Source organism: Actinoplanes sp. NBC_00393 (genome assembly GCF_036053395.1).
Classification (GTDB): Bacteria; Actinomycetota; Actinomycetes; order Mycobacteriales; family Micromonosporaceae; genus Actinoplanes.
Map to the genome: position 1 here is coordinate 9,672,560 of NZ_CP107942.1, position 25,358 is coordinate 9,697,917.

General features: G+C 67.7%; 17 protein-coding genes. 10 read left to right on the forward strand and 7 right to left on the reverse strand.

Going from position 1 to position 25,358, the window contains the following annotated elements; translation table 11 throughout:
• Nucleotides 1–342 precede the first annotated feature (342 nt).
• The 5 genes from OHA21_RS44910 to OHA21_RS44930 all read left to right on the forward strand — a co-directional run bounded on the left by OHA21_RS44910 (nt 343) and on the right by OHA21_RS44930 (nt 5,449).
• On the forward strand, nt 343–633 hold the full coding sequence (locus OHA21_RS44910) for a sulfurtransferase TusA family protein (protein WP_328465953.1): 291 nt from the start codon (nt 343–345) through the stop codon (nt 631–633).
• Nucleotides 634–681: 48 nt separating this feature from the next.
• Nucleotides 682–1,950 (forward strand): TIGR04053 family radical SAM/SPASM domain-containing protein, encoded by a 1,269-nt coding sequence (locus OHA21_RS44915; protein WP_328465955.1) that lies wholly within the window; start codon nt 682–684, stop codon nt 1,948–1,950.
• 59 nt (nt 1,951–2,009) lie between these two features.
• A complete protein-coding gene (locus OHA21_RS44920) occupies nt 2,010–2,324 on the forward strand; it encodes a putative zinc-binding protein (RefSeq protein ID WP_328465957.1) in 315 nt (104 codons plus the stop codon).
• Nucleotides 2,325–3,137: 813 nt separating this feature from the next.
• The gene (locus tag OHA21_RS44925; RefSeq protein WP_328465959.1) at nt 3,138–4,250 is read left to right on the forward strand and encodes a helix-turn-helix domain-containing protein; all 1,113 of its coding nucleotides are present in this window, start codon (nt 3,138–3,140) and stop codon (nt 4,248–4,250) included.
• Nucleotides 4,247–5,449, forward strand: coding sequence for a hypothetical protein (locus OHA21_RS44930; protein ID WP_328465961.1), 1,203 nt, complete (start codon nt 4,247–4,249; stop codon nt 5,447–5,449). Before OHA21_RS44925 ends, OHA21_RS44930 begins: the two co-directional genes overlap by 4 nt.
• Before the next feature lie 27 nt (nt 5,450–5,476).
• Here the strand turns inward: OHA21_RS44930 and OHA21_RS44935 are convergent, their stop codons facing one another.
• Nucleotides 5,477–6,091, reverse strand: coding sequence for a hypothetical protein (locus OHA21_RS44935; RefSeq protein ID WP_328465963.1), 615 nt, complete (start codon nt 6,089–6,091; stop codon nt 5,477–5,479).
• Nucleotides 6,088–6,420, reverse strand: a complete 333-nt coding sequence (locus OHA21_RS44940) for a winged helix-turn-helix domain-containing protein (protein WP_328465965.1) — start codon at nt 6,418–6,420, stop codon at nt 6,088–6,090. The genes OHA21_RS44935 and OHA21_RS44940 overlap by 4 nt, the downstream gene beginning before the upstream one ends.
• Nucleotides 6,421–6,845: 425 nt before the next feature.
• Between OHA21_RS44940 and OHA21_RS44945 the strand changes: the two genes are divergently transcribed.
• The gene (locus OHA21_RS44945) at nt 6,846–7,985 is read left to right on the forward strand and encodes a molybdopterin molybdotransferase MoeA (RefSeq protein WP_328465967.1); all 1,140 of its coding nucleotides are present in this window, start codon (nt 6,846–6,848) and stop codon (nt 7,983–7,985) included.
• A 1,191-nt stretch (nt 7,986–9,176) separates the two neighbouring features.
• Here the strand turns inward: OHA21_RS44945 and OHA21_RS44950 are convergent.
• The 5 genes from OHA21_RS44950 to OHA21_RS44970 all read right to left on the reverse strand — a co-directional run bounded on the left by OHA21_RS44950 (nt 9,177) and on the right by OHA21_RS44970 (nt 16,218).
• Nucleotides 9,177–11,123, reverse strand: a complete 1,947-nt coding sequence (locus OHA21_RS44950; RefSeq protein ID WP_328465969.1) for a TniQ family protein — start codon at nt 11,121–11,123, stop codon at nt 9,177–9,179.
• Nucleotides 11,120–12,223, reverse strand: coding sequence for a TniB family NTP-binding protein (locus tag OHA21_RS44955; RefSeq protein ID WP_328465971.1), 1,104 nt, complete (start codon nt 12,221–12,223; stop codon nt 11,120–11,122). Before OHA21_RS44955 ends, OHA21_RS44950 begins: the two co-directional genes overlap by 4 nt.
• Nucleotides 12,224–12,375: 152 nt before the next feature.
• Nucleotides 12,376–12,924 carry a TniB family NTP-binding protein gene (locus OHA21_RS44960; RefSeq protein ID WP_328465973.1) on the reverse strand — a complete coding sequence of 183 codons (549 nt, stop codon included), beginning with the start codon at nt 12,922–12,924 and terminating at the stop codon, nt 12,376–12,378.
• A 238-nt stretch (nt 12,925–13,162) separates the two neighbouring features.
• Entirely contained in the window at nt 13,163–15,466 is a 2,304-nt protein-coding gene (locus tag OHA21_RS44965; RefSeq protein WP_328465975.1) for a Mu transposase C-terminal domain-containing protein, read from the reverse strand.
• Nucleotides 15,460–16,218: a TnsA-like heteromeric transposase endonuclease subunit gene (locus OHA21_RS44970; RefSeq protein ID WP_328465977.1), complete on the reverse strand. Its 759-nt coding sequence runs from the start codon at nt 16,216–16,218 to the stop codon at nt 15,460–15,462. Before OHA21_RS44970 ends, OHA21_RS44965 begins: the two co-directional genes overlap by 7 nt.
• Before the next feature lie 856 nt (nt 16,219–17,074).
• On the opposite strand from OHA21_RS44970, the gene OHA21_RS44975 reads away from it, so the two are divergent.
• From OHA21_RS44975 to OHA21_RS44990, 4 genes are all read left to right on the forward strand, one after another.
• A complete protein-coding gene (locus OHA21_RS44975) occupies nt 17,075–23,227 on the forward strand; it encodes a polymorphic toxin-type HINT domain-containing protein (protein ID WP_328465979.1) in 6,153 nt (2,050 codons plus the stop codon).
• Nucleotides 23,224–23,472 carry a hypothetical protein gene (locus tag OHA21_RS44980; protein WP_328465982.1) on the forward strand — a complete coding sequence of 83 codons (249 nt, stop codon included), beginning with the start codon at nt 23,224–23,226 and terminating at the stop codon, nt 23,470–23,472. Before OHA21_RS44975 ends, OHA21_RS44980 begins: the two co-directional genes overlap by 4 nt.
• Nucleotides 23,473–23,545: 73 nt before the next feature.
• Nucleotides 23,546–24,355: an MOSC domain-containing protein gene (locus tag OHA21_RS44985; protein ID WP_328465983.1), complete on the forward strand. Its 810-nt coding sequence runs from the start codon at nt 23,546–23,548 to the stop codon at nt 24,353–24,355.
• 41 nt (nt 24,356–24,396) lie between these two features.
• Nucleotides 24,397–25,353, forward strand: a complete 957-nt coding sequence (locus tag OHA21_RS44990) for an expansin EXLX1 family cellulose-binding protein (protein WP_328465984.1) — start codon at nt 24,397–24,399, stop codon at nt 25,351–25,353.
• Nucleotides 25,354–25,358 lie beyond the last annotated feature (5 nt).

A 25,358-nucleotide genomic window follows, 5' to 3' on the forward strand; every position in this document is an offset into this window, starting at 1 on the left:
CGGCGGCGCCGGCCGGTCAGCTCACGGCGGGCTGAAGTTCCTGCTTCCAGGCGGCCTGCTCCGGGTGTTCCTCGTTGTCGAACTGGACCCAGGTGGTGTCCCAGTCCCACAACATCAGGTCTTCGGGCCGGGCTCTTAGCCGCTCGCCGGACATAGCCGTCAGGAACGGCCCGTCGTCAGCGGCTGCAACTCGCCAACGGCTCGACGCAAGTCGTCGGCACATCAGTGAAAGTCCGCGGCGGTAGGGACCTTGTCCTCTATCCGCGTCGCCAGTGCAACAGGCACGCTGATCGGCACCGGACAGGCGAACCGTCCGACCGAAACCGCACCGCAGGAGAGCCGATGCCGCCCACTGAACCGCTCGTCCTGCTTGATGGCGGTGATCGCGGCTGCGTACGCCTGCTGCTGGAGTTGCGGGCCCTAATCCGGACGGTGCGGGCCGGCACCATCATTCACTTGCTTACCACCGACCCGGCCGCACCGCTGGACTTGCCCGCCTGGTGTCACCTGACCGGCCACAGTTACCTCGGCCCTGTGCCCGACACCTACGCCGCGCCGGGCTACCGCATTCGCGTGACCGGCGACCGGGCCACGCCGACCGACCCCGACCATCCGTGGCGGCCGGTTCGCTGACACGCGAACCCGCCATGGCGATGGTCGCGACGCTTCGAACGAGTGGAGATGGGAGTGCGGGACCTCACCGACCTGGCCAACGCCAGCGACCGCAGGCCCGGCGCAGGCCGCGAAGCTCGCGACCGCGCCCGCGAGCTTCGCCGGCCCCGGCAGTCGACGTCCGACCGGCCGTTCATCGTCATTTGGGAGGCGACGCAGGCCTGCCCACTGGCTTGCCTCCACTGCCGCGCCTCAGCCCGACCGCAGCGGGACCCGTACGAGCTGACTACAAGCGAGGCTGTCGACCTCATGGCGCAGGTGGCGCAGTTCGGCCGTCCCGCGCCCCTGTTCGTCATCACCGGCGGTGATCCGTTCCAACGCCCCGACCTGACAACCCTGATCCGCCGAGGCACGGACCTCGGCCTCGCAGTGTCGGTTTCCCCGTCCGGCACACCTACCCTCACCCGGGAGGCCCTCGCCGCTCTGCGTGACGCCGGCGCCCGCGCCATCTCGCTGAGCGTGGACGCCGCCGGCCCGGCGGCCCACGACGGGTTCCGAGGTGTCGACGGCGTGTACGCGCTGACCATGCGCGCATGGCACGACGCCGCGAACCTGGGGCTGAAGGTCCAGATCAACACGACCGTCACCCGCGACACCCTCCACGACCTGCCGCAGATCGCCGCGCAGGTCCGCGATCGCGGCGCCATGCTGTGGAGCGTCTTCTTCCTGGTACCCACTGGACGCGGCCGTGCCCTGCCCGGTCTCGGCGCCGCCGACACCGAGGACGTCCTCAACATCCTGTACGACCTCGGCGAGACGATTCCGGTCAAGACCACCGAGGCTCACCACTTCCGGCGAGTGTGCCTGCAACGCGCCGTCCTGGCCCGCCGTGGGGTCCCGGCCGTCGAGGCGTTGGGCCTCGGGCCGCTGTACCGGCGGCTGAGGCAGGAGCTCGACGAGCTGGGCCTGCTCGACGGGCCATGCCGCACCCGCCGGCCACCGTTGCAGGTCAGCGCCGGCAACGGCTTCGTCTTCGTCTCGCATCGCGGCCAGGTCCACCCGAGCGGCTTCCTGCCTGTAGCTGGCGGTGACGTACGCCGGCAGCGGCTGGTCGACATCTACCGCACCGCGCCACTGTTCACCGACCTCCGCGACACCACCCTGCTACAAGGGCGGTGCGGCGCCTGCGAGTTCCGCACCGTGTGCGGCGGATCCCGGGCCCGCGCCTACGCGGTCACCGGCAACCTGCACGCCGAGGAACCAGCCTGTAGCTACCAGCCCGGCTCGTTCGCCTACCCCGACGACCTGGCCGAACTGCTGCCGCAGAAACCATTGTGATCGACGGAGGTCAGCCCCACGCCGAACCCGATCCTGCAGGCCACCACAGGGAGCCCGCCATGGCCGACGAAATGCAGCAACGCACCGTGACCACAGCCCAGCGGGACGGCGACGGCAGCTCATCGGCGAACCGCATCCCGCTGGTGTACTCCTGTTCCGGCTGTTCCAGCGCGGCGCAGCTGGCCAACGCACTCGCGATCAGGCTCGACCGGCTCGGCGTCGCGGAGATGTCCTGTATCGCCTGGCCCGGCAGGGACGTGCCATCTCTGATGCGCCTGGCCCGCTCCGGCCGTCCGATCGTGGCGCTCGACGGCTGTGCCCTCGTCTGCGTTCAAGCGATACTGCGCCGACACGGCATAGTTCCGGACTGCTAGGTCATCCTCAGCCACCACGGCGTTCGCAAGCGCCGAGATGCCGACTTCGAAGATGTCGACACTGAGCGGCTGCTCCCGGTTCCCGGTTCCCGGTTCCCGGTTCCCGGTTCCCGGTTCCCGGTTCCCGGTTCCCGGTTCCCGGTTCCCGGTTCCCGGTTCCCGGTTCCCGGTTCCCGGTTCCCGGTTCCCGGTTCCCGGTTCCCGGTTCCCGGTTCCCGGTTCCCGGTTCCCGGTTCCCGGTTCCCGGTTCCCGGTTCCCGGTTCCCGGTTCCCGGTTCCCGGTTCCCGGTTCCCGGTTCCCGGTTCCCGGTTCCCGGTTCCCGGTTCCCGGTTCCCGGTTCCCGGTTCCCGGTTCCCGGTTCCCGGTTCCCGGTTCCCGGCTCCCGGCTCCCGGCTCCCGGCTCCCGGCTCCCGGCTCCCGGCTCCCGGCTCCCGGCTCCCGGCTCCCGGCTCCCGGCTCCCGGCTCCCGGCTCCCGGCCGTAACGAGCGAGTGGTCCGAAAGCAGCGGGCCAAGGACCGTGGCCACGACCGTTCCGACCGGCACCATCAAGCCTCGGCCAGCAATGTGGCGGACCGATTCCGACGGCGGGCGGCGGCGGTGTGGGCGTGGCTGAGGCGGCGCGCCCGCATCGGCAAAGCCTCGTGACCTGGTACGCGGCCGGGTTCCGGGACGGCAACCCGGACCGCCGACACTGACGGAGATGGCCGGGGATCCTGCCGGATTCCATCCGCCCCATCACCTCGAGCAATCTGCCGAATGATCGTCGGAATAATCTTGCGCATCTTTGTCGGCATGGAGTAGGGTCCACTTTGTGGGAGCACTCTTCTCCATCGAGGAACCGGCAGCGAATCCTCAGCTGCTGGTCGCCGCCCGCGAAGCGCTCGGGCTGACGCAGGCCGACATCGCCGACCGCCTCAGCCGGCTTTCCGGAAGCACCGTGAAGACCACCCAGGGCTACGTCTCCCGGGCGGAGAAGGGTGCGCTGTCGGTCATCGGGACGCGGCTGAAGCAGTTCGCCACGGTGCTGGAGACGACCCCGGACCTGCTGATCCTGGACGTCAAGCTGTGGGCCCTCGGTGAGGGCTGCCTGTACCACCGCAACCGGCGCTCGACGAAAGCATCGACTCTGCGGCGGCTGCACGCCCAGATCAACCTCACCCGCCTCTATCTGAACCGGCTCGCGGACGCCGCCGACGTCCCACTGCCGGCGTTCACGGTGTCGCCGACCCGAGTGGAAGGCGCCGTCGGCCCGCAGGCGGTTGCCGCCCAGCTGCGCGCCCAACTCGGGATCGGCCCGGGCGCCGTCGCCTCGGCCACGAAGGTCGCCGAGCAGCTCGGGGCGCTGGTGATGCCGATGTCGCTGGGTGGCCGCGAGGTGGACGCGACAAGCCTGCATCCGCCGGGCGAGCCGCCCATCTTCGTAATCAACACCGACGCGCCGATCGACCGTCAGCGGTTCACGTTGATGCACGAGGTCGGACACTGCGTCAGTGTTCCCGGCTCCGGCATTGACGCGGAGGAGATGGCCCAGGCGTTCGCTGGGGAGTTCCTCGCGCCGAACGATCAGATCTACCCGGACCTCACCGCGGCCCCCGTCACGCCGGCCCGGCTGCTGCAACTCAAGGCCAAATGGCAGATCTCCGCCGCGGCCGTGCTGCGCCGTGCCGCCGACCTGGCGGTGATCACCGACTCCCGCTACCGGACGATCAGCGCGCAGATCTCTGCGCTGGGCTGGCGTACCGAGGAACCGGAACCGCTGCCGGCGGAGACCCCCCGGCGAGTTCCCGAGATCGTCCGGGCAGCGATCCACGCGACCGGTGGTGTCGACGCCGCAGCAGCGGCGGCCGGCACGACGCCGGCGCGCCTGACCAATCTGTTCGGTGACGCCGTCACCGGCACGAGTACCTACCAGGATGGACGATGACCGAACCTGGGGACAAGGCGACGGCGCCGGCCCACGGCAACCTCGCCGGTGACCTGGCGCAACGCTGGCGATGGCTGGGCCGTCAGCCGTATCCGCCGATCCCGCCGGGAGCCGTCGGTGCCCTCGTTGACCGTGTGCTGGTGTACGCACGCCGAAGCCACGTCCCCGCTGTGCGGCCGGTCATCGGAGCCGCCCGCAGCGGCCTGGTGATCGTCGGCCCCAGCCCGGGCAAGCCGATTCCCCTCGCGGAATCCTTCGAGTACGACGGCCCGATTCTGCTCGACCCCGACGCCTACGGCCACCACCGGGCCACGCCCGACAAGCCGTTCCTGCTGCCCGACGGCGGCCTCGAAGGCACCAACCCCACCCTCGGCGACGTTCTGAACGCGCAGATCAACGCCGGATACACAGCGGCCTGCACCCCGACCGGGTACATCGGCGCCGGGGACACGGCAAGCCTGCAGGCCGCCGCGCAGCAGGTGAAGGCGCTCGGCCGCACCGACGTGCTCTTCGTGGCACCGCTGGACATCTCACTGCTCGACCGGGCGTTCTTCACCCAGACCCAAGCCATCCTGCAGGATGCCGGCTGCCCGGTCGCGCTCGTGCTCGGCAAACAGGGCGATCCGCTGACCCAGTCGGCACGCATCATCCCCAACCTGCGGACGCTGGCTGCCACCGTGCCGCTCATGCCCATCTGCACCGACTTCAACGGCCTGGACCTGATGGCCCACGGCGCCTTCGCCGCGGCGATCGGCACCGGCGGCAGCATCCGCCACACCGTTCCGCCACCCCGCAAGCCCTTCGCGTTCGTCCAGAACGACAAGTCGCCCAGCGTCCTGATCCCCGAGCTCATGTGCTGGTGGAAAGGGTCGAAGATCAACAAGCTGTGCGGTGCGGCACCTAGCAGAGCCCCCAAATGCTCCTGCGAAACCTGCGGCAACCAGGCCCTGACCCGCTTCCTCTACGAAGAGGACCAGCCGGAAGCCATCGCGCACGCCGTCGCAGCCTGGTCGATCATCGCCGACGGCCTGCTCGCCCAGCCGACCGTGCGGGATCGCGCCGAATACTGGCGCAACATCTGCCACAGCGCCGTCGCCGAGCACGAGATGTTCGCCAAACGTCTCCGCCAGGTCGACCCCTTGCCCGTTCAGACCCCGCTGAAGCAGTGGGCCAAACTGCCGGCCTGGCCCACCGAATAGCCGTTCAGCCCGCCGTCCCCGGCGGGCTCACCGGCTACGCTCGGCACCCCGGAACACCTCCTCGGTGAACCACCACCACGCCGGGGTCGGCTGCCAGTCGGTCAACATCTCCGGCTCCAGCACCATCGTCACCGTCTCACGGTCACGCACGGCGACCCCGATGCCGTAGAACGACGCCTCAGCCAACGCGACATCTGCATCGGTCGGCAGCTCGGAAACCACCAACAACCTGCGGCAGTACATCGCGAACCGCGACGCGGCCCGCAACCCTTTCGCCCAGTCCGTCGCCTGCACCATCGCCAGAACCGGCGTCACCGGCGGAGCAATCCGGCGGGTCACCGTCGCAGAAGACCACGCGACCGCCCCGTCCGGCAGACGCCGCAGACGCCGCCGTCCGGCGGGCGCCACCGACTGCACCGCGATCGGTTGCCCGAGCGGCAGCCCCATGAGCGTGTCGAGCAGATCAAGAGCGAGAACCGGCACGATCCCGTGCTCCTGACGGACCCGCAACTGCTCTTGATCAGGACGGTAGGCCACCCACCCGCGGACCCCGAACATTCGGACCCGGGAGATGCCGATCTCCTCCGCGACGGTGGGGGGCATGGCGGCCGCGAAACGCTCCAGCGTCGCTGCAACGCTCATGAACCCATCCCCTCACCCGCGTCGTCACCCGGAACAACCGGTTCGAGATCTTGCACCAGCTGCCGCAGCCCCGTCCATGCGCCCACGTTTGTGAGCGCGTAGAACACCCGCCGGCTTTGGCCAACCTGAGGTAGCCGCGTGACCAAGCCGGCGGCCGTGAGCGCTCGCAGCGGCGGGTGAAAGACACTCGTCGGCACGCCGGACGACGCGGCCAAATCCTTCACGCATACCCCCTCAGCACCCGCCGTTACCAGCGCAGTCAACAGTTCGAGCCGGTACCTGTTACCAAACACCGCCGACGAGACTCGTCGCAGCTGCTGTACCGCCACAGAGTTAACAGTAGTGAATCGCGATTCACGATTCAATCTGGTCAGGGAGTGGCGCTTCTGCATCTGAAGGGAGACGCGACAGTTGGCCGCTGCACGCCGACGACGGCGACCCCGGTAGGGACCTCCAGCCCTACTTCCCACTGGACATCCCCGGTTCACTGGCAGTCGGCTACACAGCCTGGGCGGCGGCACGGCGCCGCCCAGGTACACCGAACGCGTGCGCACCACCGGCCCCAGCGGCAAACTGAAGTGGTCCCACCACGATCACGGCCGCTGCATTACCCCGCGCCATGTCATCACCATAGGAAGAAGACTTGACCGAAGCACCGCAGCCCACCAGGCACCTCAACGGCACCGTGAACCCGGCTGTTGGCCCGCCAGCCACCACGGCCGGCACCCAGGCAACGCACCGGCACCCTGCCGGAATGCCGTGGGAACAGGCCTACAACACTGCCCGCGACACGCCGAAGCCGCTGCCACCGGAGCAGACCCCGGTCGAAGCGGCGGCCGGCCTCAGCTTGGCCGCCCCGATCCTCGCCCGAACGCCGGCGCCGGCATTCGACGCCGCAGCGATGGACGGCTTCGCCGTCGCCGGCCCGGGACCATGGACCATCACCGGCCGCATCCTCGCCGGCCAACCTGTCGCATGCTCCGCCCTGCCGGCTGGAACGGGCGTCGAGATCGGCACCGGAGCACCAGCCCCCGTCGGCGCTGACGCGGTACTGCCCTACGAGAACTGCCACCGCGCCGGGTCGACCGTGACCGGCACCATCGGCACCCGAACCCACATCCGCCGCACCGGCGACGACGTCCGCCCCGGTGACGTGATCGTGCCGGCCGGCCGCACAGTGACCGCCACCGTCGCGGCCGCCGCAGTCCAAGCCGGCGTCGACGACGTGTTCACCCACCGGCCGCCGACGGTGACTCTGTTCGTCACCGGTGACGAGGTGATCGCCTGCGGAACACCCGGGCCGGGGCAGGTCCGAGACAGCTTCAGCGGCCTCGTCGCTGCCGTGACCAGCCGGGCCGGCGGCATCCTGCGCGCCTGCTCGTACCTGCGCGACGACAAGGCCCTCCTGCAAGCGGCGCTCGACGACACCGATACCGACGTCATCGTGGTCAGCGGCTCGTCGTCGGCCGGGGCCGCCGATCACCTGCACACCGTCCTGAACGAGCAGCACGCAACCTGGCACGTCAACGGCGTCGCCTGCCGTCCGGGCCACCCCCAAGCCCTCGCCGCCCTCGCCGACGGACGATGGGTGATCAGCCTGCCCGGCAACCCCTACGCGGGCCTCACCGCCGCCCTCACCCTGCTTGAACCGCTCCTGCGCACCCTCGCCGGCCAACCCGCCGGCAAGCTACCCACTTGTCTGGTGACCGGCACCGCGAAGCTGACATCCGGCGCCGTGCGGATCGTCCCGGTCCGCTTTACCGGCGCAGCCGCCCAGATCCTCCCCGGCACCGGTTCCGCAGGTCTCCGCGCCGCCGCGGCCGCTGACGCGCTGGCGGTCCTGCCCATCGGATGGACCAACGGCGCCCCGGCGGCCATCCTCGCCGTGCCATAACCCGACCTGCCGTGTCTTGAGACCAGCAGGATCAAGCGCAAACCCGGCAGGCGAGCCGAACATCCGGTCACCGGCAATGCCCGCCGAGGGCCTCACCCGCCATTACCGGTTTGCCGCAGCATGCCGACCTACTGGAGCCGGTCACGGCCCGCAACCCGCCGCAGCGAGACAGCAACCTGGGTCGGAGGGGACCGGCCTGGGGGCGCCGGGATACCTGACGCCAATCTGCCGGCGACGATGCCGCAGACCATGGTCACACAACAGACCCCTCGTCTGCCCGCTGAGCAGGGCATTGAGCTGCGCGGTTGACGCGACGACAAGGGCACCCCCCGCGACGGTCGTGAGGAGGCCGTCTAAGCCCGCTGCATGCGTGGGCGGGCGGCGCGAACGTGTAAGCCTGCGCTCTGTGCCCCCGCATCATCGGCGGGATCAGCGAGTTGCCGGGTGACGGACGTCTGCATTTCGCTGCGGAGTTCCGTCCAATACACGCGTCGCCGGTGTCCGGTGCCGTCCGGGCACCGGCGATAGCGTGCGAGCGGGAACCATCCCTGGCCAGAGCGCGGCGAGGTCCTGTGCAGGGTTCAGTACAGCGAGGCGGGATCGACTCCGAGGGCGCTGAGGATAGTCGTCACCACGACCGCGATACTTATCCCGCCCGTGATCAACACGGCGAACATGAGCAACGCCATCACGAGACTCTTCCCAGTGCCTGTCAGATCAGCGAGCATGATCTTGCGGTAGTCGGTTCGCGGCCACTCGATCGGCGGAAGCTTCGCACTGCCGGCCGGACCCGTTGTGGACGCGGTCCATACCGGGGAATCGTGACTCGCCCCGACCCGGAAGCCTCCCCCCGAACTACGGGAGCCGTCCCGCTCTGAGCGCTGCTCTGGCGAGGTTGCCTGCACCATGATGTCGCCTCCTTCGGCCACAACTAGCGCGATATTTGCCGTCCTCATCGGCAGGCACGGGCTGCCGATGAGGGGCCATTCGGCCTGTTCTGCGGCTCGCCGCCGTGAACTCGCCGGCCACCGGTGACTGACGCCGATCGAGCACCGAACGCACTCCAGGGCCCACGGCTGCCCGCAGGTGGCCCGGCAACCGCCGGCAGTTCTTGACAGGCTGCCTCGCCAGACAGGACCGTAAGCCGTCCGACCCTGGTGGCGGCAGGGTGCGGGGTACAAGCCCCATCGGTCACCGGCGACCGGTAGGTGTCCGGCGGCGCAGGCCGTGCGGCGAATCGATTCGGGCCGCGAGTTCACTAGCGTACTCCTGCAGCACCCGGTCCAGCGCCTGATAGTGCTCTCCGGGAAAGTTCGTCCGGAGCCGGTTGAACAGTGTGTCGGTGCTCGAACGCCAAGACAGGTGCTCGTCCGCGGGCTGCTGATCGCGGATGGGCTGCGGCGCGACCCGATGCTCGCCGTGCGTCAGCCGTGTCCACACCACGATCGAGGCTGCTTGGCGTTTGCGGTCGCCGAAGTCAGGCGGCCGCAACAAGTCTGCCTGCTGCGGCATCTGCGCGACCAGAGCACGCCACTCTTTGGGGGTTATGCACCAGTCCCGCAGAGCCTTGCGCCGCCGGTCGTAGTCGATGCGATGTGACAGGCCGTTGATGTGATCGATCAGGTCGTAGACGGCATCGTCGAACGCGTGAGGATTGTCGAGCCCTGCGGCCCACTCGTTGACTCTCAACACGGTCGTCGCGCAGCGACTGTAGGCGCTGTCGTCCCCCGGCAGGCCCAGTTTGACGGCAGCCTCCCGAACGCCGCAACCGGCGACGATCTGCACGACGCGCAGTGCGGCAGTCCGCCGGAGATACTTCGTCGCGACGCCGTCGAAGCGCGCGAAGAACCGCTGGTACCAGTCGGGTTCCAGGAACTGCGGAACATGCTCAGGTCCGAACTTCACCCAGCGCGGAACGGCAGGCCGGCGCCGAGGTCGTCGTACCCGCACGATCGTCTGTCTGGTCAGCGTCAACGCGTGACCGAATGGCAGCGAGTTCTCCGGCATGCCTTCCAGGAACCTGCGGTTCCAGTCAGCGGTGGTCAACAGCCCTTCGTCGTCTCTGAGGAGGTAGCGCAGGTCGTTCGCCAGTTCCCGTGGTGAGGAATGGGAAAGCATCGTGTCCGCGGCCAGCAGCATTGCCGCGCACGCCATCGCGTCCGGGGGAGGCGTGCGGTGCGCGGCATGCCTGGTGAGATTGTGCTCCTTGCTGCCCGGCTTACACCGAGTTGTTACTTGTTGTTCTACTTCGCTGACATACTGCTCCAACGCGTCGGCGAGTGTCGCGTCGCTCAGCAGGTGCCGGCTCAGCGGCCAGGCGCGCAGGACGGCGTGACTGAGCTTGAACAGATCCCAGAAATACTCGGCTGCTGTCACTGGCTGCCCGGCTACCGTGACCTTGTCCGGGGCTGTGGGATCCAGGGCTTGCAGAATCTTGCGTTGCAGGGCGAGAGCTGCGGCGTTTGGCGGTGACTGTGCCGGCGTTTCGGTCAGCCAGGCGCCGCACGCCGGGGCGAGATCCTGACGTTGATGGCGTCGTTGTCGCAGGTGGCTACGGCATTGCGTCGGATGGAGGCTGTAGTCCGACCAACGCGGCAGAAACCCGTTCTCCTGCTGATGGGCGACATGCCCGGCAGCGCAGCGATGGTGAAGATATCGGCGATGGATTGGACAAGCGAACACTGCGGGGAGCCGCCAGGCCCGTTTCCAGGCTCCACCGAGCTCGCGCTGTATCGGGCTGCCGTCGCCGGCGAGGCACTCGGGGCAGTAGCGGGTGAACTTGACGGACAGCCAACCATCGAGCTTGTGCCGGGAGACCTTGCTGCCGACGACCCGGTGGGGCCCGCGGGCAGGCGGGTACCGGCCGCTGTAGCCGGCAAGGAACAGCGACCGCGCCTCCGTCTCGGTGAGGCTGGCGGAGTGTGCGAAGGTGCGGAGGACATCGGGTTCGACGTTGACGAGCAGCAACACGGGAGCCAACCGCTGACGGTAGCGGTCTGTCCGAACGTCGAGCCCGGTCGAAACCACCAGCCGGCTCGGCGTGAGGCTCAGCCGATGCGCCAGCCGCAGCAGGAAACCGCTGATCGACTCGTCCGCCAGTGGAACGAGGCTGCGGGGTAGAACCCGGACGGTGGTCATGCGCTGATGCTTTCCCCGAGGGGAATCCCGTGATCATCGAAAACCTTGTTGCGGCCACGGTGGCTAGGCTTTTTCGATGCAGCAGGTGTCTTTGCCGGGACAGCAGGCACCTCGCCGGCCGCCGCGTCACGACGCGGGTCGTTGCCGAGGTTGATGCCGATGTCATCGAGCAGTTCTTCGGTGAGCACCTCGGCCTCGGTGTTCATCGCTTCGGCGCAGCCGTCTTCGATGAGCCGTTCGAGAAGGCCGGCAACGCCGTTGGTCCGCCGGAACAGGTATTCGGGCATGGTCCCGCCCGTCAACATCCCCTTCCGTGGCGCGTTGAAAAGCCGCAGGTGGGTCTCCAGGCTCGCGAGGTACGTTTCCCAGGCCTTGATGTCGCGGTCAGTGTCGTAGCTGAAGGGACGCAGGTGGAGTAGATCAAATCTGCGTTCCGTCTGTGTCGCCGGGTCTTCGTCATTCTCGACACGGAACACGATCTGGTCAGTCCGTGGATCCGGAGTCCCTTCGCGCAAGAGCCCGGAGCCGGGGATGTTGACGCCGATAAGGACCAGCGTTGTGTTCATGCTCATGAATGCACGCAGCATGTCCAGGGTGTCCTGGTCGTCCGCGCGATGCATCTTCAGTCGGGTGATGTCGTCGAGTATCAGCACCCGCACGCCGTGGTCGTTCAACGAGGTGCGAACAGCCTTGGTCAGCTCGGTCAGGCCCATCTTGTGATAGTCGGCACCGAAGAAATCTAGGATCGCTCGGCAGGTGGCGATGGGTTTGGCCGTGACGGGCGTTTGCACGTAGGACACCGGAACGTGGATATCCCTCGTGCCGGGAAGGGCCTGAGGGTTGAGGCGCCTAGTTATGGTCAGCCATTCTTCCTCGAACTGCGCTGCAATCTCACACGCACTCTCGGTCTTACCCTGGTAGCCGCCTCCCGTGATCATGATTCCGGATCGGGTCACTGGCCGCCTTTTGAAACTGTTGTTGCGAAACCGCATCATCATGATTCGTTTCAAGTGCCGTGTCATCGGCGTTTCCTGCATCGGAATGTTCACGTGGGTCGCAATGCGATGCAGGTCGTGCAGATTCCTTTCGCGCGGTCTCATGGCCCTATACTCGTCTATCGTGATCACTGGAGCTGGCAGGAAATCCTCCCGAGTACTACGCCATTGGTGCCATCCTTGGACGGTCTCGCGTGTGGCGGTCGTTCCCGGAAGGCTGAACGGCAGGTCTCGGCAGCCTGACGCTGAACCCGAAGTCACGACGGATCCTCCTTGGCCTTGGACAGAGCCGTCGCTGGCCTCCGTCCTCGTCGCCTCGGAACACGATCCGGCCAGTCTGTGGACCCGGGGGCGTCGACGCCGATGAGAACTAGCGTCGTGTTCATGCTCACAAAAGCGCGAAGCAGATCCAGGGTGTCCTGGTCGTCGACGCGGTACACATTTACCCGGGTGAAGCCGTCGAGTAACAGCACCCGCACGCCGTGGTCGTTCAACGAGATGCGAGCAGCCTTGGTCAGTTCGGCGAGGCCCATCCGGTGATGATCGGCACCGAAGAAGGCCAGGATCGCCCGACAGATGCTCCGGGGTCTTGCTGCGGCGGGCAGCTGCACGTAGACCACCGGAACGTCATCGGCCTTCCTTCCGGATAGCTCTTGGGGGCGCAGCTTATTGATTCTGGTGAGCCATTCTTTCTCAAGCTTGGCTGCAATCTCCGACGTGTTTTCGGTATGCCCGAGGTGGCCGCCGTCCGTAACCAATATCCCGGCTTGGTTCCCCGGGTATCCGTTGAAAACATCACCTCGCAACCCTATCGTTATGATGCGTCTCCGGCATTGGGGATTTGATGCTGAGCCGGAAGTCATGCGGGGCCTTCCTCAACGTCGAATCGAGCCGTGAGTTCATACGCGGACTCTGTCTTTCCTTGGCAACCGCCTCCCGTAATCATGATTTCTTCCCTACGGTCTTGAATCAAGGATCCGCTGTCGCGTAGTCGTACGCCATGATCGGTTTCTTTCACGTCGTGAGTGTCGTCCGCGTCAGAAGTCATGAAGCTTCCTCCGTTTCTCCTTCAAGCCATTCCTCGTCGGGTATGAGGAACAGGTTCCTTTTCTCCGATCCGCCCAGTCGCGTGCCCGGGGCCACGGGTTGCGGGGCAACGGCCCGTTGCCGGCGCAAAGCCCGTTCGGCGTCCAGCGAATCCTGCACCAGCTGGTCCTGTTCTTCCCAGCTGTGCTCGACGGCCGGCGCCCGCCGGGCTGTCGCCGGGTGCAACTCGAGACCGTCGGCATCGAGCGGCGAGGGCTGGGCTGGCATCGGCCGGTCTGCTGCGGCGGCAGCACCCTGATGGATCTCGCGGGAGCGCGCAAGCTTCTCCTTCTTCTTCAGCTGGCTACGCCACTCGCTTACCGGTGCATGGGTTTTGAGCAACTCCAAGAGCAGCGGTCGAAGTTCTGCATCCGTTTTCGGGACAATCCCCCGAGTCTTCGCGAGTTTCAGCATCTGATCGACCCGGGCATCGTTGAACGCCGGAATGTGACCTGAAGCCGGTAGGCCAGTCCATCGCAACTCGTGCCACGCGTGAGTATCCGGATCCTGGAAGAAAACGGTGCGACGGTCCCGCGGATCGTAACGAATGCGCCATTTCTTCCTGCCGTGCCGCCCGCCGCGCCTCGGAAGGTCCAGATGATCGAGGATAGGCCCCCAGTAGTACAGCTTCTTGACTTTGACGCCGCGCCCTTTTTGGATCTGCGTGTTACTGCTTGGAAGCAGCCGATAGAAGGTCTCCGGTTCTGGGATCTCCATGGCGAAGCCGCCCTGCGCCATCGATGCGGCGAACAGGGTGTTCGGGCTCTGGTCACCCATCGGGTCCCACGAAGGGGCGTAGGAACCCAACCGCCGGTTTTGCCAGTCCTTCACGATCCACGTTGCGATCAAGTGCTCAAGCTGCTGGATTGTCAACGCAGCGTCGCCTTCCGGGTCGATACCGCGGTCAGCGACGTCGGCACCGGTATAGCCAGGCAGCGCCTCGAACAGCAGGCTCTGAGCGGACTTGAACGCACGCTCGACGGCCTGCTTGTCAGTCGGCCGCAGTACCCGGGCCGGCAGGATGTTGCATTTCAGCACATCCAGTGCTCTGACAAGGTCGTGGCTGCGATACGGTCCGCCGTGATCAGTCGTCACCGTTTCCGGTGTGAAGAACGGCAGCCCCGCGACCTTGTGGCCCGCGAACTGCGCGACCAGGTGCGCAGGAACGCCCGGATAGGGCCACTCCATGTCGTCGTCCCAGCCCGGCCGCATCGGTAGGGGCATGGTCATGTCACGCAGCACCATCGCCACGTCTACCGACTTCTCTGACGACAGCGTCAGCCGGAACGCCACCAGAGATCGCGTGTAGACATCCAAAGCCCAGGTCAGTCTGGCCCTGACCGGCTCCCGGGAGATCGGATCAATGACCATGACGGGAACCGGTGTGGTGTCCAACGCGACCACCTGACCGGGCCGGTACACCACGACATGCTGCTTGCGCTCTGGCGACATGTGACCCTCGAGCGCAGCCGCCGACACCGCATACCGCTGCCGTGATCCACCCGGGCCGAACCATTCCTTCCATAAGCCGCGCAACGTGCTGTTACTCGGTACCTTCACCGGGGCAGCGCCGGGCTCGGCGGTCTCAGCAAGATACTGATGGACCCAAAGGAACTTGGTTTCCATGCTCACTTTTGAGCGAACCAAGCTCTCTTCGTAAGCCGCGTAAATCGCCTCTCGGACCCGTTCGTCTAGGCGATAGTGACCGCAACGCTCACGGAGCCAACGGTTATCGGCGCAGCCCATGATCCCGCGTTCATCGAGAAGCTTTTCCCGCCTCTTCAACGTCCGAAAGCTTGCCTTCTGCAGCCCCAGCAGCGACGTATTTAGTCGGTCCAGCCTCTCCAACTCGGCCTCCTTGGCGCGACGCCGCGCCTCCAGGGAGGGCGTTACCGCCGGGTCGTATTCGGCTTTCGGTTCTCCTTCCAGAGCCTGAAGCGGATCTCCGCTGCGATACCCGGTCCGCAGTTCGTTGATGTGGGCAACGCGCAAGAGGGTCAGATCCCGCTGGCGCGGAGTAAGGTCGTCGAAGTCAGCCGGCTGACGGCCACGATCGGCGGGCAGCGGCGACGAACGGCTCGACTGCCGGCAGCGCGGATCATTCAGGAGGTCCCGCACGTGCGCCAGCCGGACCTCTCCGTCAGCCGACTGCAGCGTCACACGGCTGTACTGCGGCTCGAGCTTCACGACAGACCAGTGCGTCCCGTCACGGACAATCACGGAGCGCAGCGAGAGGTCCAGCTTGGGTTGCAACCTCAACATGAGCCGACTCCAGCGGCCCACACGAGCGAAGCGTCACCCAGTGGCTGGCTCATATCGATGACCGCCCGGCGATGCCACAGCAGATGCGTCAAGTGAGTCCGGGCGATCGCCGGCACCGATGTTGCCTCGACGATCTCGTCGAACCGCCGCGGCACAGAACGCAGCTGTGCAAGAACCTGGTCCGACATTCCTAACGGATCGGTCATTGGCCGGTATCGGGCACGCATTTCGCTCAAGTTCGCGACCACGTGCGGTCTCCAGCCTGCGACAACCGCGTACCGCCACCCCAGTGCGAACGCCACCTCGGCGGCTGCCGCAAACTTCACCCTATCCTTGTCACGGATTAGGGCGGCCGGTCGGACGTCGAAGAGAACCATCCCCGCAGCGGTGTACGCCAGATAGTCCGGGATGTGCTCTTGCTGTCCCGAGGTTGTCGAAAAACGCAGCCGCATGGGCTGCGACTGCACCTCGTCCAGGTCGCCCGCGAAGTCCAAGGCATGCAGCAACATCAACTCTTCCAACGATTCGTACCCGTGCCGACGCCCCGTGGATAGCAGGAACTCCACCCCAGCCCGGCTCGGCTGAGCGAAGCTGAAGTTGAAGGCCCTCACCGGTTCACAACCACGCGCAGGCATCGATACCAGGCCGTGGACAGTGCTGGTGATCTTCTGCCCGGTGTACTTCCAGACCGCTGTCCATCGGCGTGTCCAGTCGGAGCCGATGTCCAGCTCTGCCCGTGCTTCCTCCGTCACATGATCAAGGATCGTCAGGGCTCTCCACCCGCAGGTGTGAGACCAGATTGGTGACGCACCAGTGGCATCAACCTTGTGACGGCCGGTCCGCCCGATCTCAGCTGACATAGACGCATGGAAGGCTGTCCGTGTCGCAATGTCTAATGCGACACGCCGTCACATCGGAACCTGTCACAAACTTGTGTGACCGTCGCAGGCCCCGCCGGTGTCGGCCGGCCGGGTCGTGGCGATCGACCTGGAGCAAGATCAGCCGAAATGGGGACCTTAACCATGGTCGCGCCTGTACTTCGCATGCGACTGGCCCATCGCCGAACGGCGCGTGGTGGTCGTCCGGGGTGCGACTGCGACGGGCAGGCGTGGGCGTCGGTCACGCGATGGGCCGGCGTGTGACACCCCGATACTCGCGCCACCCACCCGCACACCTACAAGCAAAGACATCGGGCACGGTTGTCAGTCCGCCCGTCGAGCGTGCACGCCTCCTCGCCTGGCGCGTTCGGCCAGCTCTTGAACCTCGGTGAGATCGCCGACGTCCTCGGCTGGATTCTTGACTATGTCTAGGCTGCCGCCGACCAGTTGCCTGTCCGGGCCCGGCCGGCGCGGCATCCGGCTGACCACCTTCGCCGACACCCTCATCCTCGACCCTTACTCCGCGGATGCTCGACAGCGCCGCCCAAGGCAACGCCTCAACCAGCCACTGCACGACCATCGACAAAGTACGGCATCCGAATCGGCCAACTAAAACAAAAAGTCGCACGAGCAGCCGTCGGCGGAGTGACAGATCGGCGACAGATCTTGTCTATAGATGAATCGAAATGCTTCGCTTCGTGAGGTCAACTCACGGGGGAGGTCATTGATCGTGTCGTTCGCCCATGGATTCGCCCGCGCCCGATGGCTCGCGGGCTTCACCGCAGTCCTGCTGGTCACCACCCTGGCACCACCGGCCGACGTGCCGGCGCGCGCCGAGCCCGGCGACGTTCCCGAGGTCAGCGCCGGCCGGGCGCCCCAGCAACGGGGCGTGCCGGCGAACGCGGCGCCGGACGCCGCCGTCGCCGAGAAGGACCGCCCGCCGGTCGTGCCGCCGGGGGTGGACGCCGGCGGAGCGGCGCGCAAGGTCGGGAAGGCCGAGGTGGCCCGTGCCGCCGCAGCGGCGCCCGGTGAGGCCTTCAAGGACCTGCTGCTCCGGCCGGGCTTCGTGCTCGGCGACACCTCACTGGTGACGTACTTCAACCTGGCCGACGACACCTTCGACTCGTGGCGGGTGGACCTGTTCGACGCCGGGTCGCAGACCCGCCAGGAGTCCGTGGTGCTCAACCGCGACCAGCTCGCGGACAGCAAGTGTGAGTCGCCGCGCACCTACTGCAAGTCGCTCGGCGCCGCCGAGGGCTGGCAGCTCGACGCGGAGAAGAAGTACTTCGTCACGATCACCGCGATCTACCCGGACGGCGAGGTGCCGTCGGAGAACTCGGAAGAGGCGCAGCCGCGGACCACGATCGACCCGCCGGCGCTGCCGAACCGGCAGGCGGCCGGCTGCGGGTGCAGCGCGGCGCTCGGCGCGACCGGGGCCGGCCAGGCCATCCGCGCGATCGGGGTGAACACCGGCACCGGCGCCTTCACCCGGATCGAGCAGGACCTGGGGATGTCGTCGTTCGCCATCCCGTTCGCCTCGGGTCGTGCGTACTCCTCGCTCAACACCGGACCGTCGGCTCTCGGCCCGGGCTGGGCCTGGGTGTACGACATGCGCATCACCCCCTCCGAGACCGGCGCCTCAGTCCGTGCCGAGGACGGCTCGGACGTGGTCTACACCCTCAACGGCGACTCCTACCAGCGGCCGCCGGGCGTGACCTCCACGCTGCGCCGGGCCGGTGACGGCTGGGAGCTGGTCACCCGCAACAACATCGTCTACGCGTTCGACGCCCAGGGCCGGCTCGCCTCGATCCTCAACCCGCGCCAGGTCGGGCTCCGGTTCACGCACACCGACACCCTGATCACGGTGACCGACCCGTCGGGTCGCAAGGCGCTGGTCAAGCTGGCCGGCGGCCTGATCCAGTCGGTGTCGCTGCCGGACCAGCGCAAGGTGGAGTTCTTCTACACCAGCGGCCTGCTGACCAAGGTGAAGGACGCGGCGGGCGAGCTCTGGCAGTACCGCTACGACGCCTCGGCCCGGCTCACCCAGGTGGTCGACCCGCTCAAGGTGGTCGCGCTGACCAACGAGTACGGCGCCGACGGCCGGATGGCCCGCCAGCTGGACGCGCTCGGGGCGCCGACGACCTTCGAGTGGAACGCGGGCAAGCAGGAGTCCCGGACCACCGACGCGGACGACGTCGTGGTCTGGGACGGCTACCAGAGCAACGTCCTGATCTTCTCGCAGCGCGGCAACGGCGACACCAGCAGCCATCGCTACGACGGCACGCTGAACCGCAACCTCGTCGTCAACGGCAACCAGAACCAGCACGAGTCGCGGTACGACGCGGCCGGCAACCTGGTCGAGCACTACGCGCCCGGCCGCCGGTTCAGCGAGAAGACCCAGTACGACGCGCGCAACAACCCGACCACCCACGTCGACGCCGAGGGCCAGACGTGGAAGGACGAGTACAACGAGTTCGACGAGCTGGTGAAGAGCACCGACCCGGAGAACCACTCGATCACCTACACCTACGACGACCGCGGTCTGGTCACGACCGTCACCGACCAGCGCGGCAAGGTGTCCCGGGCGGAGAACATCCCGGCGGGTGAGCAGAACGCCGGTCTGCTGCGGGCGGCGATCTCGCCGGAGGGGCGGCGCACCGAGTACGGCTACGACAAGGTCGGCCGGCAGATCGCGGTCACCGACCCGCGCGGCACCGTGGCCGGGGCGAAACCGCAGAACTACACCACCCGGACCACGTACGACGAACTCGACCGGGTCGTCGCCGTGCTGGCCCCGACCAAGAAGAACCCGGACCGGGCCGAGTACGACGCGGCCGGCCGGCTCCGCAAGTCGACCACCGCGGGTGGGCTGAGCACCACTTACGCGTACCTGAACAACGGTCTGCTCCGGGCGGTCAACGAGCCGCGCCGCACGCTGCTGCACACCTACACCGCGGCGGGCCGCCGGCTGACCGCGGCGATCGACATGAAGCACCAGCCGGACCTGGTGACCAGCTGGGCGTACAACGCCAAGGGCCTGGTCGAGTCGACCACCTCGCCGCGCGGCAACCTGCCCGGGGCGAACAGGGCCGACTTCACCACCTCGTACAAGTACGACCGCAACGACAACATGATCCAGATCCGGCGGCCGTACCCGAACGGGCAGGTCGTGGTCCGCGACATCAAGGTCGACGACCTGGACCGCACGGTCGAGAAGACCGACGAGTTCGGCGCGGTGTCCAAATTCGACCGGAACAACGCCGGGCAGGTCAGCGGCACCACCGACAACCTGGGCCGCACCACCGCGATGTCGTATGACAAGACCGGACGGCAGACCGGGATCACCGACGCGGCCGGCAACCAGACCCGCACCGAGTACGACGCGGCCGGCAACAAGATCAAGTCGATCTCGGCGACCGGTGGCATCACCACCTACGAGTACACCGACGACGGGTTCCTGTCGGCGCTCACCGAACCGCGGGGCAACGTCGAGGGCGCCGAGAAGGAGCGCTTCACCGCGCACTTCGAGTACGACCTCGCCGGCAACCAGGTCCGCGGCATCGACGCGCTCGACAACGTCACCACGACGAAGTACGACGCGCTGAACCGGACCGTGTCGAGCACCGACGCGAACGGCAACACCACGCACTACACCTACAACGAGGACGACCAGCCGTACACGGTGACCGCGCCGGACGTCCGGTTCGACAGCGACGACCCGGACGAGGACTCGACGGTCTACTCGTACGGCGAGGACGGCTACCTGGCGTCGGTCCGCGACCCGCGCGGCAACCGCACGTCACTGTCCTATGACGAGGCCGGGCGTCTGGTCCGCAGCACCGACCCGCTCGGGCGCAGCACCTACGCGACCTACGACGCGGACAGCAACCGGACCCAGACGATCACGCTCGGCGACGACGAGGAGCTCGACGACCTCAGCGCCAAGGAACGCGGCAAGCGTACGACCGTCGACGCGTACGACATCGTCGGCCGTCTGGAGACCCGCACCCTCGGCACCGAGGGGCCGGTCTACCAGTACCGCTACGACGGCAAGGACCGGGTCACCTCGTACGGCGACCCGACCGGTGTCCGCGAGGTGGTCTACGACGACGAGGACCAGATCAAGACGGTCACCCGTAGGACGACAGGCCGTCCCGACGAGGTCTTCGGCTACGACTACGACAACCGGGGCAACGTCACCAGCCGGCAGTACCCGGACGGCACCACCGTCTCGTACGGCTACGACAAGGCCAGCCGGATCACCGCACTCACCACGCAGGGCGGTGCGGCCGGATCCGCCGCCACGACCTGGAGCTTCGGCTACGACGTGGCCGGCCGCCGGACCAGCACCACACTGCCCGCGCCGACCGGCCTGACCGAGAACCGCACCTACGACGACGCCGGCCGGCTCACCTCGATCGGCACCGAACGCACCGGCGAACCGGTGCCCGGCGTGCAGGACCCGATCTCCAAGTACGAGCTCACGCTGGACAAGGTCGGCAACCCGAGCCGGGTGGTCACCACCCGCGGCGGCGTCGCCGAGTCGGTGGCGTACGCCTACGACGAGGCCAACCGGGTCACGTCGGCCTGCTACGCGGTGACCACGTGCACCGACAAGACGGCGAAGCCGGCCGGCCGGATCGACTACAAGTACGACCTGGTCGGCAACCGGACCAGCATGAAACGGACCGGAACCGCCGGCAACGACGTCACCGAGTACGAGTACGACGACGCCGACCAACTCGTCGAGGAGGAGGTCGAAGGTCCCGGCCACGAGCGGGAGACCGAGTACGCCTACGACGCCCGCGGCAACCAGATCAAGGCGGGCGGCGACCGGTTCGCGTACAACCTGGACAACACGCTGGCCAAGGCGACGCTGGCCTCGGGGCAGAGCACGACGTTCGCGTACGACGCCACCGGCCTGCGACTGGCGTCGACCACGACGGTCGGGGCGAAGTCCGAGACTCAGCGCTGGTCCTGGGACGTGGCCGGCACACTCCCGCAGATCGCCCTCGACGTGGTCGAGAACGCGGCGGGGGAGACGGTCGAGAAACGCGGCTTCAACTACGGGCCGGACGACGAACCCCTCGCCCTGCTGGATCCGGCCAGCGGGGTGCACCCGTACACCCACGACTGGCTGGGCGGCATCGCCAACATGCTGTCGCCCACCGGCACCATCGAGAAGGGGTACGACTACGACCCGTTCGGCAATCCGCGGGTCGGGCCCACCCTGGCCGGGCAGCAACTGCCGGACCAGGCGGTCGAGAACCCGATGCAGTACAGCGGGGCGTACCAGGACTCCAGCTCCGGTGAGGGCAACTACTACCTGAGGGCCCGCAACTACGACCCGGGCACCGGCCGGTTCAGCAGCCGCGATCCGATGCCCACCTCGCAGGGCGCGACCTCGGCCTACACGTACGCCTCGAACAACCCGGTGGCGTACAGCGACCCGACCGGCATGGTCCCGGACGCCGGGCCGACCACCTCGGCCGGACCCACGGTCGAGACCGGCCCGTCGCCGGAGGACATCGCCAAGGCGCACCAGATCCAGAGCAAGAGCACCCTGGACGTGATCCTCGAGGCCGGCGGCCAGATCCTGATGGAGTTCCTCGGGATCAACGACATCCTCAACTGCCTCAAGGGCGACCTGGTCGCCTGCGTCTCGATGGTCGTCGGCGCGCTTCCCTGGGGAAAGATCTTCAAGGCCAAGAAGATCGCCGAGTCGATCTTCCGGGCCGGCAAGGCCGTGGTCACCTTCTTCCAGGAACTGAAGTGGGCCCGGGCCATCATCCAGGGCGCCGAGAAGGCAGCCGAAGCGGCGAAGGCGGCAGCAGCCGCAGCAGCCAAGGCGGCGGCGGAGAAAGCCGCGGCAGCCAAGGCAGCAGCCGAAGCGGCAGCCAAGAAAGCGGCGGCCGAAGCGGCAGCCAAGGCGAAAGCCATGGCCGCAAAGGCCAAGGCGAAGACGAAGCGACAGGCCGGGGACAGCGGCGGCGATGCGCCGTCCTGCCGGGTCGACGCGCCGCACAGCTTCGTCGCCGGCACCGCGGTCCTGCTCGCCGACGGCACCACCAAGCCGATCGAGGAGGTCGAGCCGGGCGACACCGTGCAGGCCGCCGACCCGGAGAGCGGTGAGACGGAGGCGCGGCAGGTCACCCACACCATCCGCACCGACGACGACAAGAAGTTCGTCGACGTGACCGTCAAGGACGACGACGGCGAGCACACCATCACCACCACCGGCACCCACCCGTTCTGGTCGCAGACCCGCGGGGAATGGGTCGAGGCGGGCGACCTGCGGCAGGGCGAGATGCTGCGGACCTCGTCCGGCACCTGGGTGCAGCTCTCCGCGGTCGAGTCCTACCAGGACGGACGCCGCACCTACGACCTCACGGTCGACGGGCTGCACACGTACCACGTGGCGGCCGGCTCCACCGCGGTCCTGGTCCACAACCGGACCTGCCCGCCCGACGCCGAAAGCATCGCCGACTGGGTCGACGAGGGCGCCGACCGGCGGCTCGGCCCGACCGGAACCCCCGCCCAGCAACGCGCCTACCAGTACGAATCCGGCGCCTACGGTGCCCGTTCCAACGCACAGACCGGACGCGCCCAGGTTCCGCGGCTCTCCATGCCCGGCCGCGACGGAGACGTCACCGCCAAGTTCGACGGCGTCAACGGGAACGAGATCATCGACCGGAAGTTCGGCGTCATCCCGTTCACCTCGAACAGCATGATCGACCAGGCCCGGCGGCAAGCCGCGGTTGCCGCCTACCACGGCCTGCAGGCAGTCTATGAAGTCCCGAACGCCCACGTGGCGGGCGAAGCGGCCCGCTGGCTGAGCGACGCCGGAGTAACAACGATCATGGTGAGGGTGGCTGCTCCATGAACCTGGAACCCGTCGTCCAGGCACTCGCCACGACGATCGTGATGCTGGACACCGCTGACGCGGACCAGGTCGATCCCGACTTCGCGGTCAGCGTCCAGGAGATCGTCGGTGACTGCCTGAGCCGGCTGTCCCCGGCCGAGTCGGCCGAGATCGGGCAGGTCCTGTCCGGCCTCGCCGACCGCACCGAGGACCCGGTCACGGCCGACTACCTGCGCAGATTCGGCGCCGGTCTGGCCGCCCGCTGACGGGTCAGCACCGAGGACTCCGCCGCTGGATAAAGGTGGCGGAGTCCTCGCCCCGTTGTGCGAGGCTGACGGCATGCGGATCACGGCGCTCCACTCGTACCCGGTCAAGGGTTGCCACCGGCTGGACCACGACGAAGCCGTCGTCGAATCCTGGGGCCTCGCCGGCGACCGCCGGTGGATGGTCGTCGACGCCGACGGCGTTGGCATCACCCAGCGTGACACGCCCCGCCTGACCCAGCTCACCGCCCGGCCGCGGCCCGGCGGGCTGCAACTCAGCGCACCCGGGCAGCCCGGCCTCGACCTGGACGAACCCGCCGACGGCCCGAAGATCGACGTGCGGGTCTTCCGGAACAAGCCGAGCTACCCGGCGCGGATAGCCGAGAGTGACTGGATCAGCGAGTTCCTCGGCCGCGACGCCCGGCTCGCCTGGCAGTCCGACCCGACCAGCCGTCCCGTCTTCGAGTTCGCCGAACCCGACCGGGTCAGCTTCGCCGACGGCTACCCGCTGCTGCTCGCCAACGCCGCCTCGCTCGACGCCGTCAACGACTGGCTGGCCGAAGGCGGCGACGACCCGGTCCCGATGCACCGCTTCCGTCCCAACCTGGTGGTCAGCGGCGCGCCCGCCTGGGCCGAGGACGACTGGATCGGCCACCGGCTGCGCATCGGCGACCTCACCTACCGCGCCGACAAACCCTGCGACCGCTGCCGGGTCACCACCATCGACCAGGAGACCGGCCAGACCGGCCGGCAGCCCCTGCACGTGCTCGGCAAACACCGGCGCTTCGCCCAGGGCCTGCTCTTCGCGATCAATCTGATCCCGGACCTGCCCGCCGGCGCAAGGGGTGTCATCCGGGTCGGTGACCTCGTCTTAGAAGAGTCTTAGAAAATTTGCCCCGGGCCCGTCGCGCCGACCAGGATGCCCGGGTGAGTGCTCACCAAAGCAAATTCCCGGTCCGATGGCTGGCAGCCGGCGGCGCCGCAGTTCTCGCCGGCTTCATCGGGGTCGCCCTGCTGCTGCAGACCGGCGGATCCGCCTGCGCAGCCCCACCGAGCACCACCAGCAAGACCGGCAAGGCCACCTTCTACGACCTGGCAAGCACCTCGGGCAACTGCTCCTTCGAGGTGCCCGCCGACGACCTGTACGTCGCGCTCGGCCCCAGCCAGTACTCCGAAGGCGCCTCCTGCGGCGCCTACCTCGACGTCAGCGGCCCCAAAGGCAAGGTACGCGTCAAGGTCTTCGACTCCTGCCCGGAGTGCGCCGCCGGCCACCTCGACCTGAGCCGCACCGCCTTCAAGAAGATCGGCGCCGAGGTCGACGGCATCATCCCGATCAAGTACAAGCTGGTCACCAACCCCTCGGTGCCCGCACCGATCAGCGTCCGCATCAAGGAAGGCGCGTCGCAGTACTGGTTCGCCGCCCGCATCGACAACCACGCGAACCTGCTGTCGTCCGTCAAGGTCGCCGGCCCGGGCCGCAGCTTCACCAGCGCCCACCGCACCGACTTCAACTACTGGCTCATCGACAGCGGCGCCGGGCCCGGCCCCTACAAGATCAAAATCACGGATGTGTACGGCCACACGGTCACGGTCAGCGGCATCGACATGAAGCCCGGCACAGTCCAGAAAACGAGCGCCCGCATCACCAGCGGCTCCACCGTCCCCACCACCACGAAGCCGGCCGCCAAGGCCACCACCGCGGTCCCGGCCCCGGCAAAGAAGAAGGCCGTCGCCACCACCTCGGCCGCGCCGTCCCCCGCCCCCGCTTCACCGGCCACCTCGGCCGCGCCGCTGCTCGAGTCCGCAACGACTGCCTCGCCGGCCCCCGGCGAACAGCCTGCGGTCGACCTTGCCGCCGCCGAACCAGCCGCCCCCACCTGCTGATCCCC